The organism is Streptomyces sp. NPDC021562, assembly GCF_040640875.1.
Lineage (GTDB): Bacteria > Actinomycetota > Actinomycetes > Streptomycetales > Streptomycetaceae > Streptomyces.
Genome location: NZ_JBFACN010000038.1, coordinates 48,540 through 72,484 on the forward strand (window position 1 = coordinate 48,540; position 23,945 = coordinate 72,484).

Consider the following 23,945-nt stretch of genomic DNA (forward strand, 5'->3'; position numbering starts at 1 on the left):
TCCCGAAACGGCGGCCGGTGGAGCCGAAACGGCTCGGTTGCGGGCGGTGTCAGACCGGGCGGTGCGGGGCGACGATGCGGCCGTCGGGCAGCAGGTCGCCGGTGTCCTCGAAAACGATCAGGCCGTTGCACAGCAGGCTCCTTCTCTGCACTTCACTCGCATGGGAGTTGGGAGGAGCGCAGGCCAGGGAAACCTCGTTGCTGCTTGAGGGCGTCACCTGGATCATGTCGCCATGGGGAGGCGACCGAGCACACAGACCGACAGCGCGCCTGTAGCTGCGGGTGTGCGTGTGGACTGGTGGGCTGTTCCCCACGCTGTGCGAAGCCGAGTTGAGGAACGTCTTGGGGCGCCTGTGCAAAGCGCCGTTACCCAGGCCGGTGGCTTCTCGCCTGGGGTTGCTGCTCGCATGCGTCTTGTCGATGGTCGGCGGGTGTTCGTGAAGGCGGTGGGCACGGAACCAAACCCCGACACCCCTGACCTCCACCGATCCGAGGCACGGATCACCGCGGCCTTGCCGATCGCAGCGCCTGTGCCGCAGCTGCTCATGACCTTGGATCTCGAAGGCTGGGTCGTTTTGGTCTTCGAAGACGTCGACGGGAGAATGCCGGCCCAGCCGTGGCGGCTGGACGAGCTCCACCGTGTTCTTGCAGCGGCTGACGAGCTGTCCGGGCTGCTCGATCCTTCGCCGGTCGCGGCGCCACCGATTGCTGACCGGTTCGGCGAGAAGTTCCAAGGCTGGCGTCGGCTTTCCGCTGCTTCCGCGGATGGGACAGACGACCTGGCCTGGCTCGATCCCTGGGCACGACGCAATCTAGGACGCCTCGTCGACCGAGAAGCCGCCTGGATCACAGCTGCAGCCGGCAGTGCCTTGATCCATGGCGATCTGCGGGCGGACAACGTTCTGCTGACCGACGACCGCGTCATGGTCGTCGACTGGCCGTGGGCCGCAGTCGGAGCTTCGTGGTTTGACGTCGTCGCGATGGGCCCGAGTGTGATCATGCAGGGCGCCCCGGATGCCGTGAGTCTTCTTGATCAGCACCTGTTCGCTCGTGGTGCCGACCCAGAAGATGTGACCACCGTGCTCATCGCTGCGGCTGGATACTTCCTTCGTCAGTCCGTCCAGGCCCCGCCGCCGGGGCTGCCGACGGTGCGGGGCTTTCAGCGTGCTCAGGGTCAAGCTGCACTCCATTGGGTGCGTGAGCGGACGCATTGGCGATAGAGCCTCGGGAAAGCCCGAGGTCAAGTTCCTGGTGAATCGGGGCGTGGGCGTGGGATGCCGAGGTCGGTCGTCGGGCGTGCGGCTGCGCGGCTCCCCTGGACCGCGCCCGGACCGGCCCACCGGGGGAGGGTGGGGGCCGGGCCGGGCGGGTCAGGCAGTCGGCAGAGGTGGCGGTGCCGGACTGGCGGATCCGTCCGCGCCGGAGTCGGCGGGGACGGCGGTGGTCGTGCGGTGGTGAAGGTCGGCGACGCGGTGGCCCGCGTCCCACGCGGCGCCAGCTGCGCGAGCGGCAGCGGCGATGAGCCGGCGGGCGAGCGGGTGCGCGGGGCCGAGCCGGGCGACGGTCCGGGCCGCACGCTGTTGCGCGGCCCGGGCTGCCTGTATGAGGTGGGTCATCCGCGCGGGCGGTTCTGGGACTGCTTGTTGGCCTCGGCGACCTTGCGGGACAGTTCGGCGCGCTCTTCGTCGGTGAGGCTGAGGACGGCGGCGGTCATACCGTCACCTCCGTTGCGGCCGGGACGGCCGTGGCCCGCTGCAGCGAATCGCCGCAGGGCCCGCACGGGGTCCAGCGCCCGCACAGGCCGCATGCGCCCTGCTCGACGTCGTCGAGGGCGACGGCGGCGAGGCGGGCGCGCATCTCGGCGACGGTGCGCGGGGCGCGCCGTTCGGCGGGGATCCGGGCGTCCTGCTCGCGGACGACGGCCAGGAGGTGCTGACCGAGTCGGCGGTTGGCGTCCGGGGCTGCCGGAGCGGGGCGGGTGCGTGACATGCTGTCGATCACAGGGACTCCCTTCGTGAGTTCCTGTACTGGCGGCCCGGAGCTCCACCTCCGGGCCGCCGCCTGCGACTGGCCGGACGGCCAGCCACGGTCCGCCTCCCACCCACCCGCCGTGGGGCGGGAGGCGGGAGGCGGACCGTGGCGGATCGTCAGGCGGCCGGCGCGAACGAGGCCGGGGTCCGGCCCTCACGGACCAGGTGGTCCGACGTCGTCCAGGTGTCGCCGACCGCGTACGGCTCGGCGTCCGCGCGCATGATGTCGCGGACGATGACCGCCCACAGCGCCGTGCGCTTGAGCAGGGCGCTCGCGCGCTCGGGATCGCGGATGACCGCCAGGACCTCATACGCGCTGATGCTGGTCTGGTAGATCGCGCCGACCGCGCGGGGGCCGATCTCGGCGTCGACCCGCGCGTCACGCTGCGGGTGCGGACGCGCCCCAGACGTCCCCGGTCGGTCCGGCGTCTTCTCGTGCGGGAGCGGCCGCTTCGGCAGCGGGGGGCGGGAGTTCAGGGCAGGAGTGACTGTCATGCTGTGCATGTGGTGGGTCGTCCTCTCACGAAGGGTTGACCTGCGACAGGACCCCCGGGTGGCCGCCCGGGGGTCCATCGCGTGAGTGCGTCCTGCGCACTCCGTCGCCGACCGCGCCCCGGGAAGGGGCGCGGTCGGCGACGGGCAGCGCAGGTGCTGCGTCAGGTGCTCTGTGTGCAGCGCCGATCGTCCAGGTCATCGAGAACCTGGTTGATCTCGCTGTGCGTCTGGTCCCTTCCTGCGCGCTCGGGAGCCGGCTGTCGTACGAGCAACCGCGGCCCCGCCTCCCCGATCTCTCGGGATGGCCGGGGCCGCGGTCGTTCGTCCGGGTGTCAGCTCGCGGAGCGCTTCGGGTGAAGCGTGGTGAGCGGGACGGCGGGTGCCTCCGCCGGGACGTCACCGACGGGCAGCCGGGTGCGCAGGGTGTCAGCGTCCGCGACCTTCGGGAGGACGGCCTCCCACTGTGCGGCCCGCGTGGGAGCGGCGGCCGCGTACTGGCGGTCGAACCGGCGCCGCTCCTGGGCGAAGAAGTCGCGGACAGCGCGGCGGCGGGGTTCCTGGCGGAGCAGGCGGAGGAAGGTGACGGCGAGGCGTTCGCCGTCACGGCAGGGCAGCGGCATTCCGTCGCGGCCCGTGATCTCGCCCTCGCAGGCCCGGCAATGCTGCTGGTGCTGCCGGAAGGCACGGCGGACCGTCTCGGCGCTGAGCGGGGCGGGCTTGAGCTGGCTCGCGGCCGGGGCCGGAATCGTCTTGGGCTTGGGCAGCACCTTGGTGGCGCGGCGGGAGGCGGTGGTGGGACGGGCCTCGATCAGCGTCGTGTGCCAATCGTCGACGGCGATGTCGATGGTGACGCGGCGGTCGCTGCCAGCCGTGCAGCGGCGGGGGTTCGGGGTGCCGGCGCGGTCGGTGTGGTGGGGCACGAGCTTCGGAGTGCCGTTCATGCCGGTGATCGGGCACCAGGTACGGCAGCCGGGGCAGACCAGGTGTTCCCGGCCTGGAGCAAGGTCGATCTCGTTGGCCGCAAGAGCGGAGGCGACGATCGGCGGGCGGGGGTTGACCTTCTTGGTGCGGGTCTTGCGACACCGCTTACGAGCCGTCGGGGTGGCGGTCGTGGTCAAGACGACTCCTCATGTCGGAGGGGTGGGGGTGCGTCGCGATGCCTTCTCCGCCCGCCAGGCCGCACAGGCCGTAGCCCGGCGTCCTGATGGACGGACAGCACATCTGCGCTGCTACGTGCACCACAGGAGCCATCTCCCGGGGGATTTGGTGGTGCTATCACCCCGGCCCTCCCCAACTAGGGGAAGGGGCTTCCTGCGGCCTTGCAGTGGGGAGCCAACGTTCCGGCTCCCTCGTCCGGCGCCGCTCCAGAAGCGGTTCCGGATGGGGGAGCCGGGTCCGTAGCGGACCCGGCGGCGACATCGTTAACGAGGTTGCGGGGTCCAGTAGAGACCACCATCGCTACCAATGTCAATGACCTCGTTATCGAGGTTGGAATTTTTCGGTATCCTGTAGCCGCCCCGACCCGCCAAGGCGCCCCGCAGGGCACCTCGGTAGCAATCACCCATAGGATCGTTACCGAGGTAGGGAGACAGATGGCAGCAGACGAGACCGGCGCACAACCCACCAAGGCTCAGCAGATCGCTGACGACCTGAAGGCGGCGATCGAGCGGGGCGACTACGGGCCTGGTGATCGCTTGCCGGGAGAGAAAGCGCTGGCCGAGCAGCACGAAGTTGCCGGTCTCACGGCCCGTACGGCACTGAAGATCTTGCGCACAGAAGGCCTCATCGAAATGAGGAAAGGAGCCAGCCCTCGTGTCATGTCGTTCGAGCTCATTCGACGTCACGGCATCAAGCGACTGGCCCGTGACCAGTGGGGAAGCGGAAAGACGATCTGGTCCGCAGACGAACGACTGCCGGATGTCGATCAGATCGCTGTCTCGGAGAGCGTCCTTCCTCCGTCCCACATCAGGGACGTGCTTGAGCTGGCTCCAGGAGAGACGGTTTGCGTACGAAGCCGTCGGTACCTGGTGGACGGGCGCCCCGTGATGGTCGCTGAGTCGTATCTGCCCCAGTCGCTGGTTGAGGGATCTCCCATCACGCAAGCAGACACCGGACCCGGCGGGATCTACGCGCGCCTGACGGACCTTGGCCACGCGCCGGCGCGCTACCGGGAAGAGGTCCGCGTACGCATGCCCACGGTCAGAGAGGCGGCCCGCCTTGCCATCCCCACTGAAAGATCGGTCATCAAGCTGGCCCGCACGGCCTTCGACTCTGAAGGGCGAGTCGTAGAGATCAACGAGATGACCATGGATTCGGCCGCGTACGTGTTGGACTACGAATTCGACGCGTAGGCACTTCGACTCCGGCACGGAGGCCTCCACCCGATAGCTCAATCTGTGGGGGCCATCACACCCGGCGCAAGCCCGGAGGAACATCACGAACAGCTCGTCACTTCAGTGCACGAGTTCCTCAACACGTTTTCAACGAGTAGCTACACACGGGTTTTCGGGGCCCGCGCTTAGGCTCCGGATCATGGTGAAGACGGAGGCTGACGGGGTGGGTAAGCGCGCAGGTTGGCGCCCGGACAAGCTCAGGGAGCATCGGGAGCGGCATGGGCTGACGCTGGAGGAGGCCGGTGAGCGGCTACGGCTGGTTGCTGAGCAAGCCGGGTTGAAGGGCGTGCCGGCCGCGAACCCTCAGACCCTGAGCCAGCACGAGACGGGCGAGAGCTACCCCGGGCCGCCCTACCGTCGCGCCTACTGCCTGCTGTACCGGGCGACGGAGCCGTCGCTGGGGTTCCGGCCGGCGCTACCGGGTGAGGAGACGAAGTTCGAGGTCACGCCGCTTCCTGAACAGCGGAACGGCATGCACGTGATAGCTGTCGAGCGGGCGCTGACGCGGATCGCGGACGGGGACGGGTTCGACAACTACAGCTGGCAGCAGCGGGTGATGGAGGCGTGGAAGCGCCGCCGTACCGGCGGTGACCCTCACCGGCCCTGCGTCGTGTTGGTCGGCGGCTTCGCGGGGAGCGGCAAGACCGAGTTCGCCCGCTTTTTGACGCAGTTGACGGGCTGGCCGTTGGTCGACAAGGACCCGTTGACACGGCCGCTGGTCGAGCCGCTGTTGGCCGCCCTTGGTTCGCAGGCACACGACCGGCACACTGACCTGTACCGCGAGAAGGTCCGGCCCGCCGAGTACGCCGCGCTGATGCAGGCCGTCTACTCGAACGTGTCGTGCGGCATCAGCACCGTGGTCACCGCCCCCTTCATCGCCGAGCTCACAGACCGAGCGTGGATGGAGCGCCTGATCAATAAATGCGCGTCGCACGGGGTCGACGTCGCGCCGATCTGGGTGCAGTGCGATCCGGAGTCCATGCACGAGTACATCTCGCACCGCGGCGCGGCCCGGGACGCCTGGAAGCTGGAGCGGTGGCAGGAGTACATCGCCACCGTCGACGTGAACCTGCGTCCGTCCGTCCCTCACCTCGTGGTCGACAACCGGATGGGCGCCGCGATCTCGCTGGCCGACCAGGCCCGGCAGGCGATCGGCACGGTGGCCGTATGAACCGCGGTGTCCTCCTCTACGGGCCGCCGGCTGCGGGTAAGGACACCGTGTCCCGCTCGCTGACCCAACTCGACAGCCGGTACGGACAGTTCGAGCGGCTCAAGGTCGGCTCGGGCAAGCGCGACGGCTACCGGATGGGAACTACCGAGCAACTTCTCGCACTGGAGGTCGCGGGCGACGTCGTCTATGCGAACCGGCGGTACGGCAACGTCTACGCGATCGACCGGCCTGGTCTCGCCGCGGCGTTCGCAGCCGGCGTGCCGGTGGTGCACCTCGGGCAGGTCGACGGCATCCGCGCTGTGGTCGACGGCTACCCGGCCGTCTGGTCGACGGTGCTGCTGTGGTGCCCGAAGGAGGTGACCGCGCACCGGTCCGGCGCACGGGGCGACGGCGATACCGGTGCGCGGCTGGCGGCATGGGAGGCGACCCGGGAGGACCTGGACGCGCACTCGGACATGGTCTGGGACCTGACCGTCGACACCGCGGTGACGTCACCGGGAGAGTCGGCGCGACTCATCGACCAGCTGCTGGTGCAGCGGGCGGGGGCGGCGACAGCATGAGGGCGGGTTACGGCTGGGCGAGCCTGTCGAGGGCGTCGGTGAGCGTCAGCTCGGCGTCGTCCTTGGCGTCGTTCCACCGAGCCAGCGTGGACGCGGCCGCGCGCAGCATCTCCGGGGGGAGGCCGGCGTCCTCGAGGGTGTCGGCGACCTCTTCCATTTCCGGGCCCCACCGCCAGGCGCGTGCTGCGGTCTTGGCGATGTACTCGGGCTCTGCGAGGTACGAATCGCTGCGCCGGCCGGCGACGTGCAGGAGCTCCTGGTCGACCCCGTGCGCGTGGGCGAGGCCGACCGAGATTGCCACGAGCACGCGGGAAGTCTTCTGGAAGCTGGCGTACGCCAGCTTCAGCGCGGACGCTTTCCCGATCTCCGTGCCCAGAGTGCCCGTCTGCACGTCGGTGCCCACGAAGAGCGCCTCGACGTCGGCGACCGCAGCGGCCGGGCCGGACAGGTACAGCGTCGGGCTCTTGCCGCCCACGGGTGGGGAGCCGATGACTCCGCCGTCCACGACGGTCGCCGTGGACCCGAGCAACTCGGCAATCCGCGCTGTCCGCTCGGGGTTGATGGCGTTCGCTTCCACGTACACCCCGGTGAAAGCGTGCCCGGCGACCTCGCGGGCCAGGTCCTCGGCGGCGGCCGGCGGGCAGAGGCTGATGACGATGTCGCTGCGCTCCAGCAGCTCGGGCAAGGTGGCCACCCCGGTCAGGCCATACTGCTCGGCGCGCGCGATGGTGGCGGAGCTGCGTCCGGCCGTGCACCACAGGACGGAGGCTGCGTTCGCCGCGGCGCAGGCGGCGACGCCCGCGCCCATGCTTCCGGGGTGGAGGATGCCGACGGTGGGCTGTTCCACGGTGCTACTGCCTCTCGTTGAGCAGGATGGTGATGGCGTCGGTGACGTCGTCGACGGTGCGGTGCGGGGCGGGGAGGAGATCGGGCCAGGGGCGGCCGCGCACCCAGATGGTGCGCAGGCCGGCCATGTGGCCGCCGCCGATGTCCGCGGCCGGGTCGTCGCCGATCATCCAGCCACCGTCGGTCAGGTTCAGGCCGCAGAGCGCGGCCGCGAATGCGAAGAGCTCGCGGCCGGGTTTGCGTACGTCCAGGTCGCCGGAGACCGCGACGCCGTCGACGAGGTCAGCGATGCCGGTTGCGGCGAGTTTTGCGCGCTGGATGTCACTCGCTCCGTTGGAGACGATGCCGATCGTCCAGTCCGCAGCCCGGAGTTCGGCGAGGCCCTCGAGGACTTCTGGGCGACAGGTGATGGCGGCCGCCATGTGGTCCACGTACACGCGCCACAGATGATCGGCCGACTCGTTGAGCTGGAAGGTGACGCGCAGACGCTCGAAGTCGCTGTGGTCCGCGCGGTCCGACAGTTGGGCGATCAGCCAGCGCTCGATCTCGGGACCGTAGCCGTGGTCGGCGCTGAGCTGAGCGATGGCATCCGGGAAGGCGGATCGGCGGTCGACCAGGGTTCCGTCCAGGTCGAAGAGAGCGAAACGCATGCTGGTGACCCTAGCTCGACAAGATCTTCGCCTGACACGCCAGCAACTACACAGCCCAGAGTGAAGACTTATGTATAGTTCTGGATCACGTGAGGAGAGGGGGACCAGTGTCTGAACTACTCGATGCAGTCGACGCTCTACTCGCACGGCCGGACACCATGCCACCGCCGGAAATCCGGGCGCGTCTCCGCAAGGCCGACGGGCTCACCCAGGAAGAAGTCGCCGAGGTCTTCGGTGTCACCAGGGTCGCGTTCCACCGCTGGGAAACCGGAACAGCCAAGCCGCGCCGACATCACCTCGAAGCTTATGTCCGACTCCTCAATGGTTGGGCCGATAAGCACCCAGAAGCGATGTCCGACCCGGAACCGACTCGCCAAGAGGCAGGTTGAGAAGCCCGATGCGCTCCCGATCTCCGTAAATGCGAAGCGGCCCCTGTCGCCACAACAGGAGCCGCTTCCAAGTCCGACTCGCTCGCCCTGCAAAAAGCTTCGAGTCGTGAGCAGCGAGGTGACCTCGTCTGCCGGGTGATGCCCGTGGGCCGTTGGCCCGCGTGGTCACCTATACCCAGAGTATGCGCAACCCATAGCGCAACGCCACTACTCCGGGCCAGGCACTAGATCACATTCCCTGGTCACGACTCCCCTACCTGGGGAGATGACCCAGTTGCACAGCACGCACCACCTGTCCGATGACGACTTCGAGAACGCTGTCTTCGTGCTGGCCGATGAGCCGCGGGAAGAGAACGGCGTCAGGATCACCGCTGCTGACCTCCAGCTCTGCGCCCCGGTTCCGCTGCGCTTGGCGGTGCTCCTGCACTGGCGCACCCGCGAGCAGGAGGGGCAGCCGTGCAGTGCGGAGGCCATCTGGTCGGCGCTCACCGAGCTGGGCATGTACGGCGATGACGGCATGACGCCGGTCGCGCTGGACGACGTCCGTGCCGCTGTGCAGTTCCTCCTTGCCGAGGGTCTTGTCGCTCCGGGCCTGGACGGTGCCCTGTGAAGAAGATGTCTCCAGAAGAGTTCGCGGCGTCGACCATTGAGCGGGCCTGGGAGCCCCCGGAGGAAGTCGTCGTCCCCTTCGCCCTGGCGCACGACCCGGTCTTGCAGCCGGAGGACTACGGGGTCCTGATCCGGCTGCTGCTGCGAGACCCGGGCAAGCCGGCCGGGGTCGCCGCGCTGGCCAAGGAGTTCCAGGAGTCGGGCTGGAAGATGGGCGACTCGCGCCTGCGCGGGGTCATGGCGCGGCTGAAGAAGGCCGGTCACGTCAACCACCGCCGAGCAGGCTACGACCAGGTCGCCGGCCGCCCGGTGTGGGCATTCGCGGTCTACCGCAACCCGGCCAACAACCCGCAGTACGTCCAGGCCGGCACTGAGGCTGCGTCGCAGGTCAGGCCGACACGTGGAAATCCAACGCGTCCTGGGCAGGGGCCGCGTGCAGGCACGTTGAAATCCAACGTCTATGCAGGTCAGGCCGACACGTTGGATTCCAACGCGTTGGATTCCGACACGTTGAAATCCAACGCGTCGGAATCCAACGTCTATGCAGGTCAGGCCGACACGTTGGATTCCAACGGAAGAGTCTCGCCCCCCCCACACCCCCCGGGGGAGGAGGATTCCTCCTCCCCCAACCCCCTCACCGGCCCCGCACGGTCGTTCCCGTCACAGAGGGAGCAGCAGGGGCAGCGGGAGCGTGCGCCGGAGTTCACCGACAAGCAGCTGCGAGACGCCGCCGCCTTCCTGGCCGGCATGCAGCGCTGGCAGGCGGGTGCGGCCACGGCCAAGCGGTGCGCGCCGCGTCTGCTGCGTGCCATGCGGGACCAGGGCTGGCCCCTGCTCGCCGACCTGGACGACGCCGGGCGGGCCCTGCTGGAGGCGGACATCCTGAAGAACACCCAGGGCGCGGCATCGTGGGCCAAGTGCCTGCCGGGGTGGGTGGATGACCTGCGCCTGTACGCGATGGTCAAGCCGCGTCCGGCGGCTGCGGGCACGGGCGGAGGCCCGGACGCGGCGGCGGCCCGTCTGGCGCTGGTCGCGGCGTGCACGGCGTGCGACCCGAACGGCTGGCTCCTCGATGACGACGACGACGCACCGATGCGCCGCTGCAGCCACCAGGGCGTGACGGCGGCCGCGGCCGGGGAGGCGCAGCGATGACGACCGACACCACCACGGTCCTTGAGCAGCCGGCGGTCGCGGACCAGGACGGCGAGGCCGCGATCCTCGGCGCCTGCATGCTGGCCACCCCCGCCTACGACCCCGTCGCGGACGCGTCCCGGATCATCGAAGACGGCGACTGGTACCGGCCCGCGCACGAGACCGTGTGGCAGGCGATCGCCCGCCTGCACGGGCAGAACCAGCCCACCGGCCTGCCGATGGTCGTTGCCGAACTCAGCCGGACCGGCGACCTGGAGCGGATCGGCGGCCGGGTGGCCCTGTCCCAGATGACCCTGGCCGCATGCTCGTCGGCCGAGGTCGAGCACTACGCCGCCCTGGTCCACGGATACGCCAAGGTCCGCGCTCTGCAGGCCGCGCTCGGGCGAGGCCTGCAGATGGCCCGCCAGGCCGCGCCGGACGCCGTGACCGACACCGTCCGCGCCGTCCAGACCGAACTGGACTTCCTCGCGGCTGGCGACCGGGACGCCGACCGGCACTTCGGCCGGTTCGGCGACAGCCTGGACGAGCACATGCGAGGCCTGGAGACCGTCACCGAGGCCGCCGCCGTCACCGGCATCAGCGACCTGGACCAGGTCCTGAAGATGCTGCCCGGCAACATCATCGTGATCGCAGGCCGCCCCGCCATGGGCAAGAGCGCGGTCACCCTCGGCATCGCGATCGCCAACGCGGCCAGCGGCCGGCCGACGCTCGTGCACTCCATCGAGATGGGCCAGACCGAGGTCAACAACCGCATCCTCGCCGCCAAGTCCCGCGTCTCCCTGCGCCGCCTCCTGGACGCCGGACCCGCCATCCAGGACGACGACTGGACACGCATGCAGCGCCACCTCGGCGACCTGCGGGCCCTGCCGCTGTGGATGGACTACAGCGCCCGCGTCTCCCCCAGCCGCGTACGCCACCGCATCCAGAGCCTCACCCGCGAGACCGGCCACGCCCCCCTGGTCGTGATCGATTACGTGCAGCTCATGCAGACCGACCAGCGCAACTCCCGCCAGTCGCCCTACGAGCGGGTCAGCGAGATCAGCCGCGAACTCAAGATCGTCTCGGAGGAGACCGGAGCCGTGATCATCTGCTGCGCGCAGCTCAACCGGGGCAGCGAGCACCGCGAGGGCAAACGCCCGCAGGTCTCCGACCTGCGCGACTCCGGGCAGATCGAGCAGGACGCCAGCGGGATCATCCTGCTGCACCGCGAGGACGCCTACGACCCCTACAGCGCCCGCGCCGGAGAGATCGACCTGATCATCGGCAAGAACCGCAACGGACCCACCTGCACCGTCACCGCCGCGCACCAACTCCACTACGGCCGAGTTCGCGACATGGCCGTCCTCAACGACGACTGACCGCCGCCGAGCCCGCACACCCCCGTGAACGGCCCTCAGTGCCCCGCACAGCGCCGATCACGGCGTCGCCGGGCCGTCGCCCGCGCGAACCAGAGATCGACGCTCACAGCGCCACACAGACGATCAAGGAAGGAAGTCCCGATGGGCCTCATCGGAGACGGCCTGGAACGCGCCCTCCAGGAAGCGTTCACCCGCCCCATCCCGAAAACCGCCGGCGCCCAGATGCGCTACCTCGTGCGCCAGCTCGGCGGCACCCGCCAGGCCGCGCAGCTGCTCGGCACCTCGCAGCGCACCGTAGAGCGCTACGTGAAGGGCCAGTTCAAGTCCCCGCGAGGCGACCTTGCCAGCCGCCTGGAAAACGCCGTAAGGGCCCGCTGGCAGCCCGGAGTACGCAGCCGGGCCATGAAAGCCGCAGCCGCAGCAAAGGGAATCGTCATCGAGACCCGCGCCGCATTCGGATACACCGCAGCCCCCGGCACCACCGACGACCCCCGAATGCGCCGCATCACACAATCCCTCCCACCTGAATACGCAAGCCGTCTTTTCACCGCCTACCAAAGCGGAGCACCAGACAGCGAACTCTCAAAAATCGTCGCACAGGGATTGCAGGACATGTATTTCCGGGACGGCGGACGACGCGCCGGTGACCTGGAAGTCGAATTCACCGATATCGACTACATCGACTTCGACCTGTGAAACGGCGGTGGCGACCTCCTACCGAGGCCGCCACCGCCATAGCGGGTGCAAGTCGTGCACCAGGCTGGAGAGATCTGCCCATGTCCGCATTCACCGCGCCCCGGCGCGCGTACCGTGGCGGTACGACCAGCTGGGAGGACCAGATGAGCGCGCAGCCCGACCACGGCCCCCTCGCCCCGTACGCGCCCGCGCCGGGAGCTCCGGCCGAACTGCTCGCGCAGCTGCGCGCCAGCGACCGCGCGGACCGGTGGGTGCCGGCCTTCGAGCAGGAGTGGACGGCGGCCCTGGAGGAGTCACGCCGCACCTTCTCCCTCGCCGGCCTGTACGCGGTCGTCCAGGCCTGGCAGGCCCGGATCGCCTCCGCGCCCGCGGTCGACGCGTTCCTCGCCGCCGGCCGCGACGACAGTGACTTCGTGGACCTGGAGGAGATCCGGGGTCGGCGCCGGTGACTCCACAGCAGCCGTACGCGGTCCGCCTGTCACCCGCGGCTGCGAAGGTGCTCGCCACCCTGCCCGAACACGCGGAACAGACCGTGTGGGACGTCTTGGATGCTGCCGCAGGCAACCCCTGGGGCTTCCCGCAGTGGGACCCCAGCGACCCGGAGGGCGAGGACGTCCGCATCGCCTCCGTCGGCCAGCTCTCCGTCATCTACTTCGCCAACCGCACCCTGCACCGGCTGTCCGTCCTGGACATCGTCTGGCTCGGCTGACCACGCCCCGAACAGGCTGATCGAGTGCCCGGCTGTATCTCCTGCACGGTCTCTTGCTTCTTCCCTTGCGGCATCTCTTGCGCGAGCCCTTCGGGACGCTGCGCGTTGCCTGTCGCGAGCGCCCGGCGCGGCCTCTGGCCCGGGGATCCTCCCGCGCGGGCGGGGGTTCCAGCTGCCGGTTCCGCCTTTCCGTAACGGTTCCGGCGGAAAGAGGCTTCGATTACCGGGGGTTGGAATAGTTGGGCTCTGTTGCGGAGGCGGATGCGGTGAGGGGGCTCCAGCCGGTAACAGGAACCCCCTTTTCCCGCCACTGATGTACTGCCGCGCCCAGGGAGGGGAGGGAACGGCGTTTTTTGAGGGCGGGGTTCCGCTTGTTCAGCTCACCATCGTGTAGTCCGCTGTGCAAGATCTTTCGTGTTCGGGATGCGTTCAGAACCGTTCGGAACGGTGGATGCCCAGGTCAGCTGATGCTGCGGCAGGTGCGGTGGTGCTGCGAAAGCCTGTCCTGCGGCTGGCTCCGGGCTGAACGATTCGGACGCCGGTGGATGGGGCGCTGCGAGGCTTCCATATTCTTCAGATTCGAGCGGAAAAGGGAAATGGGGATCCCTTTTGTGAATCACGCTTGTCCGGGTTGATTTCGATTGTGTCGAAGGGTTTTCCTCGGGCGCGGCCAAGGCAGAGACTGGGTGATGACCGCACCACGGCCGGTAACCGTTCGGTGCGGAGTTTTATGGCGATCTTCGCCGCGTCCAGGGAGGGGAACAATTGTGTCAGTAAGTGTTACGCGATCCAGGCGCCGCCGACAGGCGGCGTCTGCGGATCACGCGTTGTGCGGCGCGAGCCTCACGCCGGTCCAGCGGATCACTGTCTTCACGATCATCCTGCTGGTAGTGATCATCCTCGTGTGCAGCGGACAGCCCGTCTGTGACGCCGTCGGGCTGGTCATGGCGGCCGGAGCCGCCTCCGCACAGATCGGCTCTTGGCTGAGCGGACAGGGCCTGGCCATCGGCCCAGCCGGAGGTGCGTGATGACCCTGCCGGAGCACCAGACGGGCGCTCAGGGGACGTGGCCGGAGCTGCCGCTCGTGCAGACCCCAAAGCAGTTCCGTACCGCGCTGACTCAGCTGCGTGAGAGCCGCAACATCAGCCTCAGCACCCTGGAGAGGGCCAGCGAAGGTGGCCCCAAGAGGCTGTCTCCCAGCACGGTCTCCCAGACGCTGTCTAAGGACGCGCTGCCCCAATGGGTCTTTGTGGTCAGCTATCTGCGCGCCTGCGGGTTGAGCGAGACCGAACAGGAGCCCTGGCTGACGCTCTGGAGAACGCTGAACCGGGCGGCGCCCGCAGACGAGCACCCGCCCGAAGACGTGGTTCCCGTCCAGTTCCTGACGGCGGGCACTGCGGAGGTTCCGGCATCCGCCGGATCCCCCGCGGCGGGCACTGCGGAGGTTCCGGCATCCGTCGGATCCCCCGCGGCGGGCACCCCGGACACCGCGGATGCGGCCACGGAGGACCAAGGCGCGCCGCCCACCGGCGGTAGCAGCCGCTGGGCGCGTCTTGCGGGCGCCGGCCGCAGACGGCTGCGCGCAGGCCTGGTGGTCGGCACCGTATTCGTTCTCGCCGCCGCCATCGTGGCCTGGCAGGTGCATGAGCGGGACCGGGAGGACTTCAAGAAGCAGCACTGCGGCACGTTCAACCCGGACCTGGTGACAGGGCCGGACGGCGAGTGCACGGGCGTCACCGACGGCAGCGACGGCTCGGCCGTCTTCGGCAGCGACCTGAAGCCCGTCATGAAGGCGATCGGCGCCGAGAACAGCGACATCACCCAGGGCGGTGATTACGTGACGTTCGCGTTCCTGACGCCGCTGACGTCGGCGGACGCTCACAGCCTGACAATCGGACAGTACGTGGCCGAACTCGAGGGCGCCTACACCGCCGTGGAGGAGCAGAACAAAGAGAACGCCAGGCCAAAGATCCGGCTGCTGGTGGCCTCGATGGGCAGCTCCGAGCAAGCCTGGAGGCACGCCGTCGACCAGTTGGTGGCCCGCAAGGACGCGGAGCATCTGGTGGCGGTGGCCGGGCTGGGGCTCAGCCAGGGAGAAACAGTCGAGGCCGCCCGGGAGCTGAGCAGGGCCAATCTGCCGATGGTCGGGGACCTGATCACCGCGGACGGTTTCGACGCCACCGGCGCGGTCGACGGCAACGGGCCGATCAACGGACTGGCCCGTGTCGCCCTGTCCAACAGCGACCAGCTCACCGCCATCAGCAAGGAACTCGGCACCGGCCCGCGCACCGCGGCTCTGGTCAGTACCGACGTGACCCCCAACGGCAGCAGCGACCTGTACACCGCATCCCTCCACCGCGGCTTCCGGACCATCGACGACCTGAAGAAGCACCTGGACCCCAGCTCCGACTTCAAGTTCGACCCGCGCGGTGGTCCCGGCGCCATCCTGCCCACCATCAGCCAGAACTTCTGCAACACCAGCAAGACCATCGACACCGTCTACTACGCCGCCCGCGTCAAGTACCTGCCGCAATTCCTCGACGCGCTGGCCCAACGCAGCTGCCACGCCCAGCCCATCACCGTCGTCACCGGATCGGACGCGGCAGCCCTCGACCCCAAGATCGAAGCACTCCACACCCCTGACGCACCGATCACCGTCCTGTACGCGTCCTTTCCCGACGCCGCACAGTTCCGCAGCGCCAGCAACCCCGACCGCGACTTGTACAACGCGTTCGTGAAGGACTTCACCTCCTCCCACCACGACCAGCAATTCCCCGCGCAACTCCTCACCAGCAGCTACTGGGCCATCGTCGCCCACGACGCCGTCCTCACCGCCGCAACCGCCCTGCACAACGCCGCCGCCCACGGCGACGGCCCAACCAGCCTGCCCAACCGCTTCGCGGTCAGGAACGAGCTGTACGCGCTGCGTAACAACGCAGTCGCCGGCGCAAGCGGTCACTTCGGCATCGACGCCAACGGCAACCGCACCCGCACCGACACCGTCACCACCGTCCACCGCCTCGGCCGGCCCCTGCCAAAACCACCGGCCACACCCACTAACTGAGCACCCTGAACCGGCGGTGGGGGCAGACCTGTATCGGGCCTGCCCCCACCGCGTCCGTCTGCACGTCCTACGGGAGACGCGTGGCAAGCCCGCTGTACGCCCGTCTGCCGGTGTCGCTCGGTGGTGCGCTCGGCGAGCGCTGCGCCCGGACGCCTGGCGGTCCTTCCGGCTAACCGGGTTCGATTGTCAGGCCGGAGTCTTAGTGTTGAGCGGTGACTTCAGACGTCGGCAAAGTCTCAAGCGAAGAGGCGGCGCTTTCTGTGGAGGAGACCATCCTCGGACAGACGGCCTGGTTCCTTCACGATCAAGGAGACGTTCAGGCAGCAGCCCTTCTACTGGATGTTGAAGGCATCGAGTGGTCTCCTGGCAACAGGTTCGGCGACTGGATGGATGCCCGCCTTTTGGTTCCCGGGTGGCTGATGGACCGGTTCACTGAGGACCTGCTTGCGCGGATCCGGGACGCTCTCCTGCCGATTGCCGAACGGAACGGCGTCGAAGCAAGCTCCGTCTACGTCGGGCCAGCGCTTCCAGACGTGGCCCCGGACTGGAGGTCATCCCTTCAGGGGCGGCTTACCGCTGACACCACAACGAACCATGCTGCGCGCGTCACCGATCCGAAACCCGAACTGCGACGCGACGGGTTCGTTTTTGATTCCCGCGAGGAAGTACGGGTCTATGAGGCGCTCAAGCGCGCCCAGGCCGCCCTTCCCGACGATGCCACCATCTCGATCCTCCCGCTGCCACTGGGACGCGTGGGGGTCGGCAACACATGGACACCCGACTTCCTAGTCGTTCGTGAAGGCAGGGCGGGCCTGATCGAGGTCGATGGACCGCATCACCGCGGCCGATTGGCGGCTGACGGCACGAGAGATCGGCACTGGCGAAACAGCGGATTCGTTCACATCGAGCGAATCTTGGTGGAAGAAACCGCCAAGGATTCCGAGTTGGATGCTCTGGTCAGGACCTTCCTCAAGCGGCTGCGCACACACTAACTGTCCTGTCGTATTCGACTCCATCCGCAGCAGAGGGACTCGACGACCGCCGGACCCGGGCCTCCGCTGGGAGCGGGCCCGGTATTTGAGCCCGCTGTTGAAGACTGGCAGGGGCCGGTGCTGGGTACAGTGCGCGCCCGGCCCAAACGGCCCCAGCACCGGCGCACCGGCCCGCCGATACGGTCGCGTCATGACCGACGCCCTGCGCTCTCCTCGAACCACCACCGAGCGGGACGGCGGGCTGCGATGCGTTACTGACTTGCCGGGGGTTCGTCCTTCTTGCGGGCCCGGGTTTCGGCCCCGGCGTCCAAGGTCTTCTGCCGCAGGGTGAGTTCCCTCATGCAGATCTTGAGGGCGTCCTTGGTCAGGCCTCGGTCGGTGACCTGCCAGCGGTAGGGCTCGTACCGCTCGCGGCCTTCCCGCGCCCACCAGTCGGCCATTTGGTTGCCGAGTTTGTCCGGGTCGCTGTCGAGGTCGCCGGAGTGGGCATGACGGATGAGGCCGAAGTCGCGGAGCCGCTGACAGGCGTCCTCCCAAGAGTTCCGTTGCATGCCGAACTCCTCTTGGCGGGCCCTGCCATACAGGTAGACCCCGGACTCGGTGTGCTGGTTGCGGGCCCACTGGCTGAGCGACCGCAAGATGAGCCAGGTGGCGACCTCGGAAGGGTGGAGTATCTGGATCCAGCCGTTGAGGAAGAAGTCGGCGGGGACGGTGACAGTCGCGACGGACCAGACGTTCCGGGGCACGGTGTAGAAATCGGGGGTCTGGTGCCCACCCCGGCCGGTCTCCTTCATGAGAGAGAACTCCGCGTACAGGCGTCGCCGGCCGCCCTTCGCCCGCGGCACGGTGACCAATGCTCGGGCCGGACCGAGCCCCTCCAGCGTCTGCAGGGCCGACTGGATCTGCCGAAGGCGCAGGTCGCTACTGTCCCTGCCCTGCTTGGTGTCGGGCATGTACGTCTTCGACTTGGTGTCGTACGCGCCGTCGACGGCGATGAAGTCCGACCACGAGCCCAGGCCGGTCAGCGGACGGTCGCTGGTCCAGAGGTCCCCTACCCGTAGCCGGCACTGCGCTTCGAAGAGGGCCATCAGGTAGAAGCGGAGCGCGATTCCCCGGGACTGGATCAGCCGAACCAGGGGCGCCCGTTCCGGTGTATCGCCGGGCAACTGGACCAGGCCGACGCGAAGAACGATGTCGCCCGGCTTGAGGCCAGCCGTCCATGTGTCCCGCAGGGCGTTGTTCGCTCCGGCGACGGCCTGGCTCTTGTCCATCTGCGTCAGCCGCCGGAGCCGCGTCCGGTTCGTCTCGCGAGCGTCAGGCATTTTCCCTCCCCGTTATAACCACAACGTTCTGATCCACATCAAAGAGCTAGTAATTTAGCTAGCTATGGCTCTTCAGTGTGGATCAGAACGTTTTTCAGAGCCGGCCAGCGCCCCCATCTGACACCAGATGATGGATGTACGAGACCCGCCACCGGGGCTCAGCGGCCACGCCGTTCACGCAGACGCGCGAACGGCCCCGGGGTTCAGCCGGGGCCGCTCCAAACCGAAGGAACTCAAGCAAGGAGTCCTGTGGGTAACCGTACGTCAAAGAGAGAACCCGAGCGACTGTCCCAGCGATGGGCGCTCATCCTCACCGCGGGCTTCACCGTCGGGGTGGCCTTCTTCGCCCTCGCGGGACCGTTGTCCGCGCTCGCTGCCGCAGGAGCCACCGTGCTCGGCCTTCACACGCTGGTGGCGTAACCGAGCCATTCGGGGCGTCCTCACACCGAGGGCGCCCCCGCTCCACCTCCGGAACCGCGATGACCCGCGCGTACGCCGGCGAACCGGAGCAGGGGAACCCTGTCGAGAACCTGCGGTACACCTGGCGGCATGAAGTTGAGCGACCTCAGCCCGGTGATGGCACGCCGTGAAGACGGCGGCCTCAGCTATGACCGCTTCCGCGCCGACCCTGCACTGGCATCCCTGGACTGGCCCGACGACGTCCTCGAACAGTTCCTCTTCGACCACGGCGACAACGCCGCCTTCGTGCGTGACTACGGCGGCATCGACCTGCGCGACGTCAGGTGGCGGCTGGAGACGATCCCGGCCGCGGACTTCGTCAAGATGCCGACCGGAGCGTCCGACGCCGGCTGTATCGAGATCTACGCCGAGAACCCGGTGCACTGGGTCAACGTTCGCCGCCCCGAGGTGGGTCGCCACTGGGAAGAGCACGGGACGTGGCTGCGCCCGCCGATCCTGATCGCCCGACGCCTGTTGGACCCGTCAGACAGCGGGCTGCAGGTCGTGGAGGGCAGGACACGCGTTGGTGTCCTGCGCGGCCGCCTGCGCGAGGGGCTGCACGTCGCGTCCCACCATCAAGCCTGGGTCGGGCGCGCGTGACAACGCTTCGCGCACAACAGTGCGTACTCTGCGAGCGTTTGACCGTTCCTGGAGGAAGAGCTGCGGATGACTGAGAACCCGTCGGTGCCTGGGCCGCGCCGGGACCTGGCGATGCACAACGACTGGTGGGCTTCGGGCTGGGACCACGTCCTGCCCCGCCAGGGCTTCCCGCTGACGATGCTGATCGGGACCGCGAGTCAGCCCGGTTTCACCGGCTCCCTGGACGACCTCCTTCAGGAGATTTTCGAAGGCCACTGGGACGTGATCGGCGGCGATCTCGACGGCGCGCTCACGTTCTCGTGGCCCGATGAGGAATGGGACTACGAGGAGGCGCCGGAGGGGCGCGAAGCGAACGAGGCACATCGCTGGCAGAAGTTCGGCGCCATGCTCACGGCCTCTGGCTGCCCGGTGCCCAAAACCGTGCGGGACCTGTCGGAGCTGTACCTGACGTGGGGCCTGGCGCGCCGCGAGGAGACACCGGACGGCACCCGGTGGTCGATGCCCCCAGTGCTGCCGTTGCCTGGTGACCTGCTGCCCCTGGATGCCGACCTCGCCAAGCGGCTCGACCGGATCCGCTGGACCTTGCGCACCGGCCCTCTCGTCGACGGGCTCATCAACCACTTGGTCGACGATCTGGGCGAGCCGCAGGAGATCCTCACCTCCCTGGACCGACTGGCGGCCGCCACCAGCCAGGATGCCGACGACGTCCGCATCGCCCTCACCGAACTCGTGGCCTCCGGGGACGCCCGCGTCCAGCGGGACCAGGAGCCGGCCGACGCGGAACGCCTGGAGGCACACCAGCGCTTCTGCCTGCTCATAAACTGGGACCACTTCCACGAGCACCGACTGCAGCTGACCATCAATGGCGACGACGCGTGACGGAGAGCGTGCCGGGAACCGTAGGAACGGAGGACACGCGACTGATCGTGATCCGGGGCAACAGTGCCTCGGGGAAGTCGTCCGTCGCGGCTGGCCTGCGCGAGAAGTTCGGCCGCAACCTCGCGATCGTCGCCCAAGACAACCTGCGCCGCATCGTGCTGCGCGAACGCGACCGGCCCGGTGGCGCCAACATCGGCCTGATCGACCTGACTACCCGCTACGCGCTCAACAACGGCTTCCACGTCGTCGTGGAGGGCATCCTGTACGCCGACCGTTACGGCACGATGCTCCAGGACCTGGTGCGCGCCCACCGAGGTGTCTCACGCTGCTACTACCTCCACGTGCCCTACACCGAGACGCTGCTGCGGCACGCGACGAAACCCGATGCCGAGTACCTCAAGCACGTCACCGCTGACCACTTGCGCGACTGGTATCGGGAGAAGGACCTGCTGCCCGACGGCCTGGAGTCCGTGATCGACGCGGCAAGCACGCTGGACGACACCATCCAGCAGATCCTGCGCGAGAGCGGCCTGGACCAGGTGCTCCCGATCGACCGCTGACGCCCCTCCCGGCCGCGCGTCCGGACACACCACGGGCCCCGGGGAGTGAAGGCATCCCCGGGGCCCGGTGTATGGAGTCGTGCTGTGCAACGACAGCGCGACGTCGGCGTCAGTTCCCGCATGAACAGCTGGCCCTGTGCCGACAACCGGTCACCTATGCCTCTGAGCAGCCCAAATGTCCTGCTGCTGCTCCTTCCGCTAGCGTCCGCGTGAATACCACCGCTTCGGCACCCCGGGGGGCTCCGACAAGATGTCCGTGCGCGACCTGACGGAAGTAGAGCTTGATCGGCGGCAACGCGGCCTGCTGGTCACTATCGGCACTCAGCAGGCCAAAGACCCGGACGGTCAGTGGCCGATGTGGGAGTGGGTGGAACACAGGGCCAGTTCGTTCGGGCTGGAGAACCCCCGCGAAGTGCTCTACTCGCTCCCGCGTATCGGGGCCCCCGCAGGATCGTTCGGACTCTCGTACGGATTCACCACCCACGTCCCGCGCATCCTCGCCGAAGACACGAGGATCGCTCTGACGGCTGCTGCGGCCTTTGCCTTGGATGAAGTGAAGTACGACCTCGGTGATCCATTCATGCGGGTCCTCCACCACATGATCGCGTTGTGGCGGAACGCGCCGCGTTCGCCGAATGAGGTCACCCGGGTCCAGCTGACCTCCGAAGAACTCCAGGCGGCGTTCCCACACATGCGCCCTCGGATCATCCGCCTTATGCCGGAGTACATCACCAACGAGCCGCTTCTGTCTTCCTCACGCAGCAGGCAGGAAGATGGCAGCTGGACGATGGAGATCCCGCGCCAGGTCATGCGGTACGAGCACGCCAAATCGCTTCGGGACTACGTCAGCGAGGCCTGTCAGCAAGTTCACCAAGCCCTCGAGGCCGACCGGAAGATGTTCGGCGGACAGGCGGCGCCGGCACCGACCGCCGAACCCGTCTCGGCGCCGGAACCCGAAACGGACACTGGAGTGGAAGAAGTGCGAGTGCTCCTGAAGCAGGAGTGGTTCCTGGGCGAGCCCATCGGGGACCCGGGAGGGTTCGGCGCTGTATACGCGGCGCGCTCTGCAGACGGCACAGAAGCGGCGGCGAAGCTGGTACCCAAGAGACCCGGGGCCGACCGGGAGATGCTGTTCACCGACCTGCCGGGCGTGCGCAACGTCGTGCCCGTCATCGACAGCGGCGAGCATGACGACCACTGGGTACTCGTCATGCCCCGCGCCAAGAAATCCCTTCGCGCACACCTGCAGAACGGGCCGCTGGCGCTTGAAGAGGCCGTACGCGTACTGACGGATATCGCTGAGACGCTGACCGATCTGGACGGCCAGGTCGTGCACCGCGACCTCAAGCCGGAGAACGTCCTGCTCCTCAACGGCCGCTGGTGTCTGGCCGATTTCGGTATCGCCCGGTACGCCGAAGCCACCACCGCCCAGCTGACTTACAAGTTCCACGGAACGCTGGCCTATATGGCTCCCGAGCGCTGGAAGAACCAGCGGGCCACCAGCGCAAGCGACATCTATGCTCTGGGGGTTCTCGCCTACGAACTCCTGGAGGGCGCCACCCCTTTCACCGGTCCTGACGAGGCGGGCTTCGCTGACCAACACCTGCGCGGCACCCCATCTCCGCTGACCGCGGCTCCTGCCCTCCTGGCCGCATTGATCACGGAATGTCTCTACAAGGCTCCGCAGGCGCGACCTGCGCCCGCCAACGTGCTGGAACGGCTGCGACGCATCCCCGCTGGCGCACTGACCGGGGGACTTGCGGCACTCGCGGAAGCTGACCGGGAAGTGGTCGCACGCCGGGCCGAGGACGACCGCCAGGCTTCTGAGCAGGCCACCGAGACCGAACGCCGTGAGGACCTGTTCGCAGCGGCAGTAACGTCTCTTAATCTCATCTCCGAGCAGCTCCTGACGGCGATCACGGGTGTTCTCTCCACCGCCACCGTGCACAGAGAGAGCGCGGGAGGCTGGACGATGCACCTCAGCGGTGCCGAGCTGGCCCTCACCGGTCCCCAGGAAATTCCTGAGGCCGCAACCGCAGGGGCGCCACAGCCGTTCGACGTGATCGCCGCCGCGACGGTCACGGTGAAGACCACCGTGGCCCGTCGCGGCTATGAAGGCAGAAGTCACTCTCTTTGGTATGCCGATGCCCAGGTGGCTGAGCAGTACCAGTGGTTTGAGACTGCCTTCATGACGAACCCGTTCAGCGGCACGCTGTCGGCGATGGACCCCTTCGCCCTCGATCCCCAACAAGGGCGCGCGGCGATCGCCGGGGGGATCGGCACAAGGCAAGCAGCTTGGCCCTTCACCCCCCTCGTCATCGGCGAGCTGGACGAATTCATCGACAGGTGGGCCAGGTGGCTGGCCGATGCTGCCACAGGCCGACTCGAACATCCGAGCACGATGCCGGAACGCGATCCCCAAGGCTCCTGGAGGCGCTAGCCGATGCACCCGCAGGGCGGGGACCACCGGATCCAGGCACGCTACTTCGCACACCTGGCCGTGCCGGGCGGTGAAGCGCTCACCGGCCGCGGGAGGAACTGGCGTGTGTGGTGCTGGAGGTCGTGCTGCTGGCCGGTCTGCCGCCGTACAGCCTCGAGGCAACGGTGAGGAGACCGGGGTGGGCCTGGCCCTGGTCCCGGGCCGTCGTCATGCGCTGCGGGTGCTGTGGCGGCAGGACGCTACGGCTTCCCTCCATCTGCCCGACGAGCTGGTCCATGCCCAGCAGGCCGCCATGCACCAGGCCCTGCGCAGATCCTCTCCGCTCACCAGTTCTGGGTCGAAGACGGACCCACAGGGGAGGCCCCGGTCGTGCTCGGGCTCACCCGCCCCGGCTCCACGTGAGGCCGGGGCAGAGCTGTGACCTTGCTTCCTGCACCCCAAGGTCGGACAGCAGAGCCGAGATGACCTTCTCCGCCTCCGCGAAGGCGCTGTTGCTGACGTGCCGCCGCACGGCTTACTTCCCCGCTCCGCTCTTCCTCGGGTGCGACCATCACGCCGCTCCTTCCTCTGCC

At 68.3% G+C, this 23,945-nt stretch carries 26 protein-coding genes; 19 read left to right on the forward strand and 7 right to left on the reverse strand.

Annotated elements, in window-relative coordinates:
* Positions 1–49: 49 nt before the first annotated feature.
* A complete protein-coding gene (locus AB0G52_RS37265) occupies positions 50–226 on the reverse strand; it encodes a DUF5999 family protein (protein WP_361343157.1) in 177 nt (58 codons plus the stop codon).
* A gap of 180 nt (positions 227–406) precedes the next feature.
* On the opposite strand from AB0G52_RS37265, the gene AB0G52_RS37270 reads away from it, so the two are divergent.
* Positions 407–1,219, forward strand: coding sequence for a phosphotransferase (locus tag AB0G52_RS37270; RefSeq protein WP_361343160.1), 813 nt, complete (start codon positions 407–409; stop codon positions 1,217–1,219).
* 490 nt (positions 1,220–1,709) lie between these two features.
* Here AB0G52_RS37270 and AB0G52_RS37275 read toward each other — a convergent pair whose 3' ends face one another.
* The 3 genes from AB0G52_RS37275 to AB0G52_RS37285 form a co-directional block, all read right to left on the reverse strand.
* The gene (locus tag AB0G52_RS37275; RefSeq protein ID WP_361343163.1) at positions 1,710–2,000 is read right to left on the reverse strand and encodes a hypothetical protein; all 291 of its coding nucleotides are present in this window, start codon (positions 1,998–2,000) and stop codon (positions 1,710–1,712) included.
* A gap of 146 nt (positions 2,001–2,146) precedes the next feature.
* On the reverse strand, positions 2,147–2,524 hold the full coding sequence (locus tag AB0G52_RS37280; RefSeq protein ID WP_361343166.1) for a hypothetical protein: 378 nt from the start codon (positions 2,522–2,524) through the stop codon (positions 2,147–2,149).
* Between the two features lie 332 nt (positions 2,525–2,856).
* Positions 2,857–3,642, reverse strand: coding sequence for a hypothetical protein (locus AB0G52_RS37285; protein ID WP_361343168.1), 786 nt, complete (start codon positions 3,640–3,642; stop codon positions 2,857–2,859).
* 474 nt (positions 3,643–4,116) lie between these two features.
* Between AB0G52_RS37285 and AB0G52_RS37290 the strand changes: the two genes are divergently transcribed.
* From AB0G52_RS37290 to AB0G52_RS37300, 3 genes are all read left to right on the forward strand, one after another.
* Complete coding sequence (locus tag AB0G52_RS37290) at positions 4,117–4,875, forward strand: GntR family transcriptional regulator (RefSeq protein WP_361343171.1); 759 nt, start codon at positions 4,117–4,119, stop codon at positions 4,873–4,875.
* A 181-nt stretch (positions 4,876–5,056) separates the two neighbouring features.
* Complete coding sequence (locus AB0G52_RS37295) at positions 5,057–6,088, forward strand: AAA family ATPase (RefSeq protein ID WP_361343174.1); 1,032 nt, start codon at positions 5,057–5,059, stop codon at positions 6,086–6,088.
* On the forward strand, positions 6,085–6,648 hold the full coding sequence (locus tag AB0G52_RS37300; RefSeq protein WP_361343176.1) for a guanylate kinase: 564 nt from the start codon (positions 6,085–6,087) through the stop codon (positions 6,646–6,648). Before AB0G52_RS37295 ends, AB0G52_RS37300 begins: the two co-directional genes overlap by 4 nt.
* A 7-nt stretch (positions 6,649–6,655) precedes the next feature.
* Here AB0G52_RS37300 and AB0G52_RS37305 read toward each other — a convergent pair whose 3' ends face one another.
* On the reverse strand, positions 6,656–7,495 hold the full coding sequence (locus tag AB0G52_RS37305; protein ID WP_361343179.1) for a DUF1932 domain-containing protein: 840 nt from the start codon (positions 7,493–7,495) through the stop codon (positions 6,656–6,658).
* A gap of 4 nt (positions 7,496–7,499) precedes the next feature.
* Positions 7,500–8,144 (reverse strand): HAD family hydrolase, encoded by a 645-nt coding sequence (locus AB0G52_RS37310; protein WP_361343182.1) that lies wholly within the window; start codon positions 8,142–8,144, stop codon positions 7,500–7,502.
* A 107-nt stretch (positions 8,145–8,251) separates the two neighbouring features.
* Between AB0G52_RS37310 and AB0G52_RS37315 the strand changes: the two genes are divergently transcribed.
* The 10 genes from AB0G52_RS37315 (at position 8,252) to AB0G52_RS37360 (ending at position 17,113) form a co-directional block, all read left to right on the forward strand.
* Positions 8,252–8,533: a helix-turn-helix domain-containing protein gene (locus AB0G52_RS37315; RefSeq protein ID WP_361343185.1), complete on the forward strand. Its 282-nt coding sequence runs from the start codon at positions 8,252–8,254 to the stop codon at positions 8,531–8,533.
* Between the two features lie 265 nt (positions 8,534–8,798).
* On the forward strand, positions 8,799–9,143 hold the full coding sequence (locus AB0G52_RS37320; protein ID WP_361343187.1) for a hypothetical protein: 345 nt from the start codon (positions 8,799–8,801) through the stop codon (positions 9,141–9,143).
* Positions 9,140–10,294 carry a hypothetical protein gene (locus tag AB0G52_RS37325; protein ID WP_361343190.1) on the forward strand — a complete coding sequence of 385 codons (1,155 nt, stop codon included), beginning with the start codon at positions 9,140–9,142 and terminating at the stop codon, positions 10,292–10,294. The genes AB0G52_RS37320 and AB0G52_RS37325 overlap by 4 nt, the downstream gene beginning before the upstream one ends.
* Positions 10,291–11,652: a DnaB-like helicase C-terminal domain-containing protein gene (locus AB0G52_RS37330; protein WP_361343193.1), complete on the forward strand. Its 1,362-nt coding sequence runs from the start codon at positions 10,291–10,293 to the stop codon at positions 11,650–11,652. Before AB0G52_RS37325 ends, AB0G52_RS37330 begins: the two co-directional genes overlap by 4 nt.
* 141 nt (positions 11,653–11,793) lie before the next feature.
* Positions 11,794–12,348, forward strand: a complete 555-nt coding sequence (locus AB0G52_RS37335; protein WP_361343196.1) for an XRE family transcriptional regulator — start codon at positions 11,794–11,796, stop codon at positions 12,346–12,348.
* Between the two features lie 143 nt (positions 12,349–12,491).
* Complete coding sequence (locus AB0G52_RS37340; RefSeq protein ID WP_361343228.1) at positions 12,492–12,797, forward strand: DUF6247 family protein; 306 nt, start codon at positions 12,492–12,494, stop codon at positions 12,795–12,797.
* Positions 12,794–13,057, forward strand: a complete 264-nt coding sequence (locus tag AB0G52_RS37345; RefSeq protein ID WP_361343199.1) for a hypothetical protein — start codon at positions 12,794–12,796, stop codon at positions 13,055–13,057. The genes AB0G52_RS37340 and AB0G52_RS37345 overlap by 4 nt, the downstream gene beginning before the upstream one ends.
* 827 nt (positions 13,058–13,884) lie before the next feature.
* Positions 13,885–14,085, forward strand: coding sequence for a hypothetical protein (locus AB0G52_RS37350; protein ID WP_361343204.1), 201 nt, complete (start codon positions 13,885–13,887; stop codon positions 14,083–14,085).
* Positions 14,085–16,121, forward strand: coding sequence for a hypothetical protein (locus AB0G52_RS37355; RefSeq protein WP_361343207.1), 2,037 nt, complete (start codon positions 14,085–14,087; stop codon positions 16,119–16,121). Before AB0G52_RS37350 ends, AB0G52_RS37355 begins: the two co-directional genes overlap by 1 nt.
* A 212-nt stretch (positions 16,122–16,333) precedes the next feature.
* A complete protein-coding gene (locus AB0G52_RS37360; protein WP_361343210.1) occupies positions 16,334–17,113 on the forward strand; it encodes a hypothetical protein in 780 nt (259 codons plus the stop codon).
* 251 nt (positions 17,114–17,364) lie between these two features.
* Here AB0G52_RS37360 and AB0G52_RS37365 read toward each other — a convergent pair whose 3' ends face one another.
* Positions 17,365–18,435 carry a hypothetical protein gene (locus AB0G52_RS37365; protein ID WP_361343213.1) on the reverse strand — a complete coding sequence of 357 codons (1,071 nt, stop codon included), beginning with the start codon at positions 18,433–18,435 and terminating at the stop codon, positions 17,365–17,367.
* 249 nt (positions 18,436–18,684) lie between these two features.
* On the opposite strand from AB0G52_RS37365, the gene AB0G52_RS37370 reads away from it, so the two are divergent.
* The 5 genes from AB0G52_RS37370 (at position 18,685) to AB0G52_RS37390 (ending at position 23,373) form a co-directional block, all read left to right on the forward strand.
* A complete protein-coding gene (locus AB0G52_RS37370; protein ID WP_351230400.1) occupies positions 18,685–18,855 on the forward strand; it encodes a hypothetical protein in 171 nt (56 codons plus the stop codon).
* A gap of 129 nt (positions 18,856–18,984) precedes the next feature.
* Positions 18,985–19,494: a hypothetical protein gene (locus tag AB0G52_RS37375; RefSeq protein WP_361343216.1), complete on the forward strand. Its 510-nt coding sequence runs from the start codon at positions 18,985–18,987 to the stop codon at positions 19,492–19,494.
* A 66-nt stretch (positions 19,495–19,560) separates the two neighbouring features.
* Positions 19,561–20,373: a DUF6042 family protein gene (locus AB0G52_RS37380; RefSeq protein ID WP_361343219.1), complete on the forward strand. Its 813-nt coding sequence runs from the start codon at positions 19,561–19,563 to the stop codon at positions 20,371–20,373.
* Positions 20,370–20,933: a kinase gene (locus AB0G52_RS37385; RefSeq protein ID WP_361343222.1), complete on the forward strand. Its 564-nt coding sequence runs from the start codon at positions 20,370–20,372 to the stop codon at positions 20,931–20,933. The genes AB0G52_RS37380 and AB0G52_RS37385 overlap by 4 nt, the downstream gene beginning before the upstream one ends.
* Before the next feature lie 256 nt (positions 20,934–21,189).
* Positions 21,190–23,373: a serine/threonine-protein kinase gene (locus AB0G52_RS37390; protein ID WP_361343225.1), complete on the forward strand. Its 2,184-nt coding sequence runs from the start codon at positions 21,190–21,192 to the stop codon at positions 23,371–23,373.
* Positions 23,374–23,945 lie beyond the last annotated feature (572 nt).